Consider the following 11782-nt stretch of genomic DNA (forward strand, 5'->3'; position numbering starts at 1 on the left):
AAGAGGGGGTTATTGCTCGCATCATAAACATTGGTTTTAATGCTGTAGGTGACGTTTTCACCATCCGCATCGGTTGCTGAAACGGTACCTATCACGTAAGCATCAGAGGAGTTTTCATCGTAATTGAAGACGTAGTCTCCATCACCATTAGTGTCGTTAAAGATTGGGCCATTGTCGTCAAGGTTCTGTTCATTAAGGATCACATCAACATCGGTGGTTTTAACCTCACCTAACCCATCCACTTCAGTCGCAGTCACGACTAGGTTATGAGTATTCGCCAGTGTTTCGTAATCATTACTGAATGCAGCTACGCCATCTTCTGTCAGACTGATTTCACCGGTCAGTTCATCGATTTCAAATAATGGGTTGTTATCAGCATCATAAACGTTGGTTTTAATGCTGTAGGTGACATCTTCACCATCTGCATCGGTTGCTGAGACAGTACCTATCACATAAGCATCAGTAGAGTTTTCATCGTAATTGAAGACGTAGTCTCCATCACCATTAGTGTCGTTAAAGATTGGGCCATTGTCGTCAAGGTTCTGTTCATTAAGGATCACATCCACATCGGTGGTTTTAACCTCACCTAATCCGTCCACTTCGGTCGCGGTCACGACTAGGTTATGAGTATTCGCCAGTGTTTCGTAATCGTTGCTAAATGCAGCTACACCATCTTCTGTCAGACTGATTTCACCAGTCAGTTCATCGATTTCAAAGAGGGGGTTATTGCTCGCATCATAAACGTTGGTTTTAATGCTGTAGGTGACGTCTTCACCATCCGCATCGGTTGCAGAAACGGTACCTATCACGTAAGCATCAGAGGAGTTTTCATCGTAGCTAAAGACGTAGTCTCCATCACCATTAGTGTCGTTAAAGATTGGGCCATTATCGTCAAGGTTCTGTTCATTAAGGATCACATCAACATCGGTGGTTTTAACCTCACCTAATCCGTCCACTTCGGTTGCGGTCACGACTAAGTTATGAGTATTCGCCAGCGTTTCGTAATCGTTGCTGAATGCAGCTACACCATCTTCTGTCAGGCTGATTTCGCCAGTCAGCTCATCGATTTCAAACAATGGATTATCATCAGCATCAAACACATTGGTTTTAATGCTGTAAGTGACATCTTCGCCATCCGCATCGGTTGCTGAAACGGTACCTATCACATAAGCATCAGTAGAGTTTTCATCGTAATTGAAGACGTAGTCTCCATCACCATTAGTGTCGTTAAAGATTGGGGCATTGTCGTCTATATTTAATTCATTCAATACAACGTCAACATCAACCGACTGAGGGGTTCCCAGTCCATCAACTTCAATAACAGTTACCACTAAGTTGTGAGCATTATTTAGTACTTCAAAGTCGTTTGAAAATGCAGCTGCACCTTCAGCGGTTAAGCTGATCTCTCCTGTTACCGGATCAATTTGGTAAAGATCATTACCTTCACCATCGGTAATATTGCTGCTAATGCTGAAAGCTAACACTTCATTGTCTGGGTCAGTCGCAGATACCTGCCCTACAGTGACACCTTCTGCTGTACCTTCCTCATAGCTAAAGGAATACTGGTCACCATCGTTAGGACTGAATTCTGGTAAGTCATTGGTACCATTAATAGTGACAGTCACCGTACTAACGGTTCCATCGCTGGCGGTTACTTCAAAGTCTTCACTTAAAGAATCTCCAACATTCAATTCATCGAATGCGCTGTTTGCGACAAAAGTCCAGTTACCAAATTCATCAATCGAAAACAGACCATTGGTTCCGGGAGTGTCTGTTTGCGGGATAAAGGTAGGATCATCGGTATCCGTTGCGATAAGCGTGCCTTCAACAACAACAGGTTCGTCAGTTTCAAATACTGCAACGTTATCGTCACCAATAATAACTGCTTGCGAGCTAACCAAACTTTCTTCAACAACATCGATGAGTGCCAAACTTTGAGTTTCAGACAATCCTTGAGATTCCAGACCTGACGTATCGAAAAAGGTCTCGGCCTGAGTTTCAGCCCCAGTTCGGTCAATATCGCCTGAACCAGTCAAGCTTGAACCATTTTGTCCACCAGCGGCTGTTGCGAAGTCTTCATTTTGAGTCGGGTCGACCCCTTCTTCAATTTGTTCAATGATCGACGCAATTTCACTGTCGAGATCCAACGGTAAACCTGTACCTCCATCCTGCACAAATTCAGCGCTTATATCAGGAAAAGAAGCCCCTTCTGTTGAAGACTCTGTTGCCGCAGTAGCTCCACGCCCTACGGTAACAATGACCTCTCCCGGTCCCGGAATTTCGCCAGGCAGCAATGGACGAATTTGTCCGTTCGTATCAATCACAATCGTCGTGTTCGCAAGCACGAATGGAGCGAGAGTTGCAGTATTCATAGCGTCTGTCCCTATTAAGGTGAGTCGCATCTTCACAGACAAACAGACACAGCTTCACCACCTATCCTACTTGTAAAACTAGGGCAGCAAATACCGACATTCAACTCGATAATAAGAAAGTCCAAACGAAATAAATGCAAAGTCAATAATCTTTTCTATTATATCGCGTGATTAAATTCTCAAATATCTCTCAAGTAATCTAAGCTTCCATTAAATAACAAGAATGCATGGTCATTTCATTACACGCTGACCGACTAAAATCCATAAACGAACGAGGGAAGAACAGTGAACTGGAAATCATCCATATTGCTAAGCTGTTCGGTGGCCTTCAGCCTACACACTCAGGCTCAAACACTCGAACAAGCCGTCGCGATCACTCTGGCGACTAACCCTGAAATCAAAGGCATATTTAATGAGTATGCCAGTGTCGTTAAACAACATGATGCCGCAAGCGGTGCATACCTACCCAGCTTAGATTTAGATGCAGGTATAGGTTACGAGGGTATTGACCCGATAAGCTCAAGCGGACGAGAAGATACCGATTTAACCCGTAAAGAGGCATCAATAACACTGACTCAGCTGATATGGGATGGGTCCGCGACATTAAATGACATGGACCGTACTGCTGCGGATGCCGAGTCTATCCGCCTCCAAATCCTAGCAGATGCTTCTGACATCGCATTACGAGTCACTGAGATATATCTAGATGCCGTAAAAGCAACCGAAGTATTAGCCCTCTCAGAAAGTAACCTTGCTGTTCATAAAGATATTTACAGAGATATAAAACGCAGAGCCGATTCAGGAATAGGTTCAACAGCAGACTTGACGCAAGTTGAAGCTCGTGTTGCCAAAGCTCATGGTAACTTGCTTGCAGCACAAAACAACCTAGTTGATACCCATACCCAATTCCGACGTCTTGTGGGTCAAGAGCCCATTGGCCTGATCTATCCTCGCGCTGATGCTTCAAAGATTCCTCTATCATTAACAGATGCACTTGATGATGCATTCGACAATCACCCTGTTATTAAAATTGCAAAAGCCGATGTTGATTCAGCCCGCTTCCAATATAAACAGTCGAAAGGTAACTACTACCCAACCTTCTCAATTGAAGCCAGTCAGACATGGCGTAACGACGCCGCCGGTGATGAGGGTACTCGTGAAGAAACCCTTGCGATGCTGCGCATGAGATACAACTTGTACAATGGTGGAAGTGATAGTGCCCTATCTGAGCGTTCTGCATACCAACTGAATCGTGCAAAAGATTTAAGGGAAAACGCGTACCGTCAAGTTGAAGAAAGCTTGCGCCTGTCGTGGAGTGCTCTTGACCTAACTCTACAACAGAAAAACTTCCTTGCTGACCATGTTGATGCCGCATCAGACACAGTGATTGCTTACGAAAAGCAATACCAAATTGGCCAGCGTACCTTACTGGACTTACTCAACACCGAAAATGAATTATTTGAAGCACGGAAAGACTATTTAGATGCACATTACGCTGAGCAGTATGCAAAATACCGCGTAATGAACGCGACAGGAGGGTTACTGGATGCACTCCTTGTCGATATACCTGAAGAGTGGACAAGACCAATGGAGTACTAATTATGACTAATGCCTTTTTTGTCACCACTTGTACTCTTTGCTCTCTCCTACTGGCAACAGCCAATGCAGAGGAAGAGTACACTTACATCGATACCCCAACTGCAGATCAGATTGCGGATTTGCAAGATGATGACCGAGATGGTGTGGTTAATGCTCGTGATATATGTCCTGCAACACCACAAGGTGCGCAAGTGGACAACGAGGGTTGTGGAGAAACGGTTAGAGAAGAAGATGAGCGACAGCTGCGCATTCTCTTCTCCCACGACTCAGATGAGATTAACCCTGTCTTCACTGAACAAATTGCAACAATGGCAGATTTTCTTGAACAATATAAATCCGCATCGATTGAAATTCAGGGGTTTGCCAGCAAAGTCGGCTCTCCAGAATATAACTTGGCGCTTTCCAAACGCAGAGCCCATGCAGTCGAAACGCTGCTTCTCGATTACGGTGTCGACCCTAAACGTGTTCGTATTGTAGGTTACGGAGAAACGCGGTTAGAGGCAGAGGGGGATGATCCTGCTTCTCATGCCGTTAATAGAAAAGTAACTGCGACGGTTGTTGGTTTAACTGAAAGGGTTATTGATGAGTGGACTATTTTCTCCAAAATTGAAAAATAAGTCGTCGAATGTAAAAGCGCTCCCATTTGGGAGCGCTTTTTAGTTTACTTTTTAGGTAATGATATATGGAGAAGGATATATCCCAATATTGCTGCGGTAGTTGAGCCCATCAAAATGCCTAGTCGAGCGTAAGTATCAAACTCAACATTTACCTGACCAAACGCCAGTGAAGAGATGAAGATCGACATAGTAAAACCGATACCACATAACACTGACACAGCAAATATATGTTTAAAGTTGATGCCTTCAGGTAGCTTCGCCACACCAAACTTAACTGCCGCCCAGCTGAACGAGAAGATCCCTAATGGTTTACCAACCAATAGTCCAAGCGCAATACCTAGCGGTAGCATAGAGGTTAAGCCTGACATTGAGACACCCTCTAGTGAAATACCTGCGTTAGCGAATGCGAACAAAGGTAGAATGAAAAACGCTACATATGGGTGTAATGCATGCTCCATGTGTTTTAGTGGCGACTTCTCTCCTGCATTCCCTTTCAATGGAATAGCAAAACCAATCACCACACCCGCCAGTGTCGCGTGAACACCAGATTTCAGTACTGCAAACCAAAGGATGGCACCTACGATCATATAGGGCGTCAGTTTCGTCACATGTTTGGCGTTTAACACAAACAGCGCCGCGGTCATTGCAAAGCCAACCATCAACGCCATTGTTGATAGGTCACCGGTGTAGAACAGTGCAATGATAACGACAACACCAAGGTCATCAATAATCGCAAGTGCAAGCAAGAACACTTTTAAGCTGACTGGAACACGCTTACCGAGTAGCGCCATAATACCAAGTGCAAAAGCAATGTCGGTAGCTGCTGGGATCGCCCACCCTTGAATCGCTTGAGCATCACCAGCATTAAACAAGATGTAGACAAGTGCCGGTGCTAACATACCACCGACAGCGGCAATCGCTGGGAAGATTGCTGTCTCTTTTGACTTCAATGCGCCTTCAAGTAACTCACGTTTAACTTCAAGACCAATAAGTAAAAAGAAGACCGCCATTAGACCATCATTGATCCAATGCGAGACAGACATACCAAACACATAAGAATGTAAGAAAGCTTGATAAGTTTCATTAAGAGGAGTGTTTGCAATGGTCATCGCAATTGCTGCTGCAATTACCAGAAGAATGCCACCAGCAGACTCCATTTTGAAGAAATCGCGAATAATATCGCTCATGATATCGCCCTTATATTTATTGTGTTAATAAACGATTAACCAAGAATAGTGATGAGTGTATCGATAACCTTTCTACAGGAAAAATCGCTTGTTCGGAGTATATATTTCGGTTTTTCCGATAAAAACACCATCATAGTGCGTATATTCCTTATCCAGTTATCCTTATATTACTTAATATTAAAAACGCAGCTCCTGATCCTGTCAAAAGCTGCGTTCAAAGTTATTTAGACTCATGTCTCAATTATTTATGCTTAATAGCCTGTTGATTGCATAAAGCCCTTAGCTTGGTGGGAACCTTCCGTCACAATTGCCCCTTCCCAGTACGGGATCACAAATGGCAGCCAACTTTCTGTGTTCATTGGTTTTGTGGTCACATCAATCCCATAGGCTGGCACTTTTATCTCCCAATCCAATGGAAGCACTTTGCCATTGGATAACGTCGTATTACGCAGCGGATTCACTTGTAATTGCTCTTCCGTAAGTGTAATCACCTTGCCATCATTGGTAGAGAGTGTGCCAAATACATGGGGAAGTTGCATTTCATGGCGATAGCGATTGACTGACAAAGTTTTTTCCCCATCTAAATGGATCACAAACCAATCCCAACCCTGCTGACCTTCTGCCATCAGACCACTGCCCCATTCCTTGCTCATCCAACCCGAACCTTGAACTTTCAATACTTTCCCATTGGTCAGTTGCAGGTAGCCGTTTACATTCAAGAAGGGAACGGAAAGGTTATATGATGCAATAGGTAGTAAGTCATGCTTCTCGACATAACCTTTGTCACCAGGCAAGACAAATGGCCCTGATGCCATGGTTCGAAGATCTAAGCGGAACGTATCTGTACCCGCTCGTAGCTGCCCTGGAAATGGGGTCATACCAAGTGAACGCCAGCTCCAGTTATCGATCCAAATACGAAACGGTTTTTGTGTCATTCCCGCTTGGCCAATGCCACCTCGAGCAATGCGTTGTTCCTTCCATGTTTTATACTGGTTTGAAATCACAACGTGAGAGACATAGAGCTGAGGGTTTTGCCACCCAGTTCGCTGATGTTCATCATTCGCAATGCGGAAATAACTCCACTGAATACCATAAGATTCACCAAACTGGTCTGTCACATTCGCAAAAAAGTGCCACCATTCATGCTGATATTCATTGTGAAATTGAAAGTCATCAGGCAATACCACGGGTTCATTGGGTAGTACAGGCTCAAATACTTTCTTCTGGGCCTGTGAGAAAACCGCCGTCACATCATCAGAACTCCCCACTTTAGCAAAGACTCTGTCCCATGCGTGATAGATTGCGAGACACGCTCCTAGCAATGCAAATACAAAAACTAACACCAGCACTGATTTTATGTTTTGCCTAGCCTTCATTTACAGCGCATCTCTTAATAGCTTCATTGGGGTATTTTTAATTAAACGAGTCACAGGAATCGCACCAGCAATCATGAGTGCAACCATTGCCAAAATGATGGATTGCAAATACTGGTGTGGAATAAACTGCAGTTGCAACGTCCAACCAAATGATTGCTTGATGACGATATCAACCACTAATTGAGCAAGTAGCAAACCTAAGGGCATCGCAATTACGACAGCAATTGCGCCAAATACAAACAGTTGCAAACCACCCATCAACAAGAGCTCTCTGCCTGACATTCCTAAACAGCGTAACAAGGCAATGTGCCTTTGCCGCGAGACTTCACCAGCCAAGGTCGCAAAGAAAATGCCAAACACGGCGATAACCAGCGTGATATTACCTAAGGTATCCGCAATAGAGAATGTACGATCAAACACCCGCATAGCTTGCTTATGAATGTGGCTATTATCAAACACGCGATCAGAATCGATTCGGAACACGGATTCTAATCGACGTTTAAGCCCATCTGGATTAACTCCATCTTTGAGTACTGCGCCAAGCGCAACGCTGCCACTTCCTGCTAACGAATACAGCCAATTTCGGTGAGACAATAGAACTTGATGGTAAGGATTTCCATAGTCGTAATACACACCAACAACCTGCCAACCACCGCCAAGTTGTTCGCCTAAATCAATATAGTCACCAGGTCGGATATCTAGTTTAATCGCCATCGACTCACTGACCATCACCCCTTTTGAATGGTGTAAATGGTACCAGTAATTTGGCACGCCTAATTTTACAGTAAGAGAGTCTAATTCACCTTCAGACGCACCAGAGCTCACTACCTGTAACGGGCCATGATCTGTTTGAACTTCATCTTCCCAGCGCCACCACACTGATGACACTTCAGGTTGATTTGAAAGCCAGCCGCTCATTCGTGCTGCCGCATTATTATTCGGGTAGATATAAAGATCCGCAGCCAGCCTTTGACTCAGCCATTTGTCTGTCGTATCGCGGAAACTGCCAACCATGGTTTCAACACCAATATTAGCCGCCATAGCCAGCATAAATGCCATCGTTGCAATACCACGATAGCTCATGCTGGCCGCTGCATCAGCGAAAAACCAACGTACTTTCACCCAACGCAGTGAATAAGAGAAACTATTGAACACTTTCCAAATAATATACGGGGTAAACAATGCAACACTGAGTAGCATTAAGCCGATAATGGCAAAACCAGACTCTTGGCTTTGCGGTGCTTGATAGATAGCAATCGCAGCCACACAAAGTGCACACGATAACAACGCCTGAAGTGTAAATTCCGTACCTGCAAATCGTACAAGCGACAAACGTGCTGTCAGTCGAATTGGTTGCGAGCGCAGCAAACGCACCAACGGCCATGCACACGCGACAAAGGCACCAATGATTGTCATTCCCAAACTATATCCGGACGAGCGCCAGCTCCACTGAATGGCTAGCCCAACGTTCGCGTCATAAAGATCACCTAGACTCGCAGATACTGAAGGGAGAAGTTGGTTTGCAAGCAAGGTGCCTAATATATTCCCGCATGCCCAGCTTAATAAAACCAATACCACCAACTCACAAGACAAAGCCTGAGTTAATTGCCAACCTGAAACCCCAGTTTGGCGAAGCGTGCCGACCAATGGCTGACGCTGAATAAGGGACAAAGACATCGCTTGATAGAAAATAAACAGTCCAACAAGGAACGCTAGCATCCCCATCGCACTTAAATTCATATGGAAAGCTTCAGTCAAAGACTCAAGTTCTGCACGTGAGCTGCGTGACATCAGCATGCCATTTGGCAAGCTGTCTTTTAGTTTATTGAGTTTTTTCTGCGACATTTCGCCACAAGCAATAACAGAGATGCCCGATGTCCGGTCAAGCATACGCAGTAACGAGATATCAGCGATAATACGCGTCCCATTAAGCATGTGTTTTTGATCAACATACAGTGGACCTAAGCGGCTACCATCTTCCAGAGTGATAAAGTCGTTGTCTTCCCACCCCATATGGTTCGCTAAATCGTTACTGACTAAAATGGGGTATGGGGGATTCATCAACTCTAATGTAGATAGATCATCAAGATGGATACCGGGTTGAAGCTGCAGCATCGCAACCGGGTCAATACCCACCAAGGTCAAATCATGACCGTCATTATTATTCAATCGAAGACTAGAGAATGGCGCACATTGGTTAAAACCATCCCTGCGTAACTGAATATAGAAGCCCTGAGGAATTTTATTGTTTTCGTGTTTAGAGCGGATGCGATAAGGAAGTGGATTAGAAAATAGCTTTTCGCCATGCTCGTAGCTTTGCCGAGCGTGATCATTGATTGCCGTCACTCCTACGAGTAAAGAGACACCAAGAGTAAGACCTAGCCAGACAAGAAGAATTTGAAAAGGATAACGTCTGTAATGGCCAAGTAATGCTTTAATTACGGGCCATAACATGCAACTGCCCTCCTTGCAGGCGCACACGACCTTCCATATGTTCGGCAACTTTCTCACTGTGGGTGACAAGCAATAGAGTGCACTCTAATTGGCGAGTAAGTGTGGTGAGCAAACGCATCACGGCTTCAGCATTACGTTCATCCAAACTTCCTGTTGGCTCATCCGCTAACAACAATTTGGGTTCCATGTAGAGAGCACGAGCGATAGCTGCGCGTTGCTGCTGCCCACCAGAGGCTTCTTCAGGATAACGACCAAGGAGTGGCATTAAATCTAGCGCGGATAAAATCTGACGCCATAACCCTTGATCATCAGGTAGACCTTTGAGTTGGCGACAAAAGCGAATGTTATCAGCAATATTTAAGGTAGGAAGCAAGTTAAACTGTTGAAAGATAAGACCGATGTTATTACGGCGGTAGGCGGTACGTTTGCTTTCTGAGACTTGATGCATGGTAAATTTTGGAAAGCAAATTTCACCAGAATCGACCGTGTCTAAGCCAGCGATAAGGTTCAGTAATGTACTCTTGCCTGACCCACTTTCTCCCATCAACGCAATTTGTTCACCTTGCTTAAGAGACAGTTCAGCACCTTGTAAAACTGGATGAAATTCACCGCCATCTACATAGCCTTTACACAGGTCTGTCAGCTGTAACATTAACTGTCTCACAATTGCTTCAAAGAGGTATGAGAATCTACACTAAATCACGCACAGTAGGAAGCTTTTTGGATACTAGATCACAAGATATGCATTTATTTGCAATAACTGGTCGTGCGATGTCTAATTTTCAATCAAATTTCGCATCCACTTCTTGCTTTTCATACGGTATAGCGAGCCACCCCATTTGATCACTTCTTCAGTGAGAAACAGAACATAAATCCATTCAGGCTTCCAGCCCAAACTCATTGCAGCAAATGCTGCTACGGGAATACCAATGACCCACTGTGCAATCAAATCTTGATAGAGACAGAACTTCACATCGCCTCCCGCTCTCAGCACCCCAACGATCACCATCATGGGAATAGCACGAAGAACGATACCAACACTTAGAATAACAATAAATTTTTCAGACAATGCACGCGTTTCCGCTGTCAACGCGCTAAAGGCATCTAAAACTAAGCTATGACAAAGATAAAGCAGGATCGCAACAACAATCGCAACGATTAAATTAAGCACAGTCATACCAAGTGCTTGGTAATACACTTGGTCATAATTCTTAGCACCTAACTGGTTTCCAACTAATACCGCAGCCGCATTCGAAAGCCCTATCATCATTGCTAAAGCAATGGATTCAACAGGTGTCATCACCGATAAGGCAGCCAACCCTTGAACACCAGAGTGCCCCATAATGGCATGGTAAACAAATAATCCCCCAGCCCATGCTAAAAAATTAAATGTTGTTGGCATTGATAACTTAAGGAAACGGGTAACCTTGCTCCACAACATCACCGCACGAATGTCAGCCCAACCAAAAGCCAGCAAATGTTTTTTCAGATATAAGTAGCCATATAAGGTACCAACTTCAATAGCGCCACTGCATACCGTCGCAATCGCAGCGCCTTTGATCCCCATAGGTGGGAAGCCCAACTTACCGAAAATAAACACCCAGTTAAGGAAAATGTTAGACACAATACCAATACCACTAAAGAAGGTACTGATACCTGGTTTGTGCATCGCCCGTAAGCCGACGGCCATACTCGCAACGCAAGCCACAGCAAACATTGTTACAGCAGTTACAACAAGGTACTCGCTCCCTAATGCAATGACTTCAGCATCATCCGTTGTTAACGCCATAATTTGACTAGGAAAGAGAACAAATAACGCAACCGTAAAGGCCGCAAAGAACATCGCGACTAGCCAGGTTAACGCGGTACTTTCTCGTACACCGTTTCTATCAGATGCTCCCCAATATTGCGCGGTGAGCATGGCTCCCCCCGTTGTCACGCCTACTAACATAATTGTCGTAACAAAAGTTGCCCGAGCAGCAACACCAACCGCTGCAATTTCAGCTTCACCTAACTGACCTAGCATGAGTACATCAACAAGACCACGGCTAGAAAACATGATACTTTGCAATGTAATAGGTAGTGCGATAGCGATGAGGCGGCGTAAAAAATCACCTCGAGTATGGAAGAGAACTTGAGAAGCTAACACTTGAGCACCACCTAGCGTACAACGCCTT

8 protein-coding genes are annotated in these 11782 nt (G+C 44.6%); 2 read left to right on the forward strand and 6 right to left on the reverse strand.

Annotation, left to right across the window (positions count from 1 at the left end; all coding sequences use genetic code 11):
- A partial coding sequence (locus ACQEXS_RS19565; protein WP_427014908.1) for a VCBS domain-containing protein occupies positions 1-2372 on the reverse strand: 2372 nt, incomplete at its 3' end.
- Between the two features lie 285 nt (positions 2373-2657).
- On the opposite strand from ACQEXS_RS19565, the gene ACQEXS_RS19570 reads away from it, so the two are divergent.
- Positions 2658-3971 carry a TolC family outer membrane protein gene (locus ACQEXS_RS19570; protein ID WP_427014909.1) on the forward strand — a complete coding sequence of 438 codons (1314 nt, stop codon included), beginning with the start codon at positions 2658-2660 and terminating at the stop codon, positions 3969-3971.
- Positions 3972-3973: 2 nt separating this feature from the next.
- Positions 3974-4588 carry an OmpA family protein gene (locus ACQEXS_RS19575; RefSeq protein WP_427014910.1) on the forward strand — a complete coding sequence of 205 codons (615 nt, stop codon included), beginning with the start codon at positions 3974-3976 and terminating at the stop codon, positions 4586-4588.
- 44 nt (positions 4589-4632) lie between these two features.
- Here ACQEXS_RS19575 and nhaA read toward each other — a convergent pair whose 3' ends face one another.
- The 5 genes from nhaA to ACQEXS_RS19600 form a co-directional block, all read right to left on the reverse strand.
- The gene (gene nhaA, locus ACQEXS_RS19580; RefSeq protein WP_367986606.1) at positions 4633-5775 is read right to left on the reverse strand and encodes a Na+/H+ antiporter NhaA; all 1143 of its coding nucleotides are present in this window, start codon (positions 5773-5775) and stop codon (positions 4633-4635) included.
- A 251-nt stretch (positions 5776-6026) separates the two neighbouring features.
- Positions 6027-7151: a lipocalin-like domain-containing protein gene (locus ACQEXS_RS19585; RefSeq protein ID WP_427014911.1), complete on the reverse strand. Its 1125-nt coding sequence runs from the start codon at positions 7149-7151 to the stop codon at positions 6027-6029.
- Positions 7152-9605, reverse strand: coding sequence for an ABC transporter permease (locus tag ACQEXS_RS19590; RefSeq protein ID WP_427014912.1), 2454 nt, complete (start codon positions 9603-9605; stop codon positions 7152-7154). It abuts the gene before it with no gap.
- Positions 9586-10257 carry an ABC transporter ATP-binding protein gene (locus ACQEXS_RS19595; protein WP_367986612.1) on the reverse strand — a complete coding sequence of 224 codons (672 nt, stop codon included), beginning with the start codon at positions 10255-10257 and terminating at the stop codon, positions 9586-9588. Before ACQEXS_RS19595 ends, ACQEXS_RS19590 begins: the two co-directional genes overlap by 20 nt.
- A 123-nt stretch (positions 10258-10380) precedes the next feature.
- Entirely contained in the window at positions 10381-11754 is a 1374-nt protein-coding gene (locus ACQEXS_RS19600; RefSeq protein WP_427014913.1) for an MATE family efflux transporter, read from the reverse strand.
- Positions 11755-11782: the final 28 nt, after the last annotated feature.

Source organism: Vibrio sp. TRT 17S01, from assembly GCF_050113695.1.
In the GTDB taxonomy this organism is placed as follows: Bacteria; Pseudomonadota; Gammaproteobacteria; order Enterobacterales; family Vibrionaceae; genus Vibrio.

Excerpts from the sequence above, each read along its gene's own strand:
- ACQEXS_RS19575 (WP_427014910.1), top strand. The coding sequence starts at position 3,974 with ATGACTAATGCCTTTTTTGTCACCACTTGTACTCTTTGCTCTCTCCTA.
- ACQEXS_RS19595 (WP_367986612.1), bottom strand. The coding sequence starts at position 10,257 with ATGTTACAGCTGACAGACCTGTGTAAAGGCTATGTAGATGGCGGTGAA.
- ACQEXS_RS19585 (WP_427014911.1), bottom strand. The coding sequence starts at position 7,151 with ATGAAGGCTAGGCAAAACATAAAATCAGTGCTGGTGTTAGTTTTTGTA.
- ACQEXS_RS19590 (WP_427014912.1), bottom strand. The coding sequence starts at position 9,605 with ATGTTATGGCCCGTAATTAAAGCATTACTTGGCCATTACAGACGTTAT.
- nhaA (WP_367986606.1), bottom strand. The coding sequence starts at position 5,775 with ATGAGCGATATTATTCGCGATTTCTTCAAAATGGAGTCTGCTGGTGGC.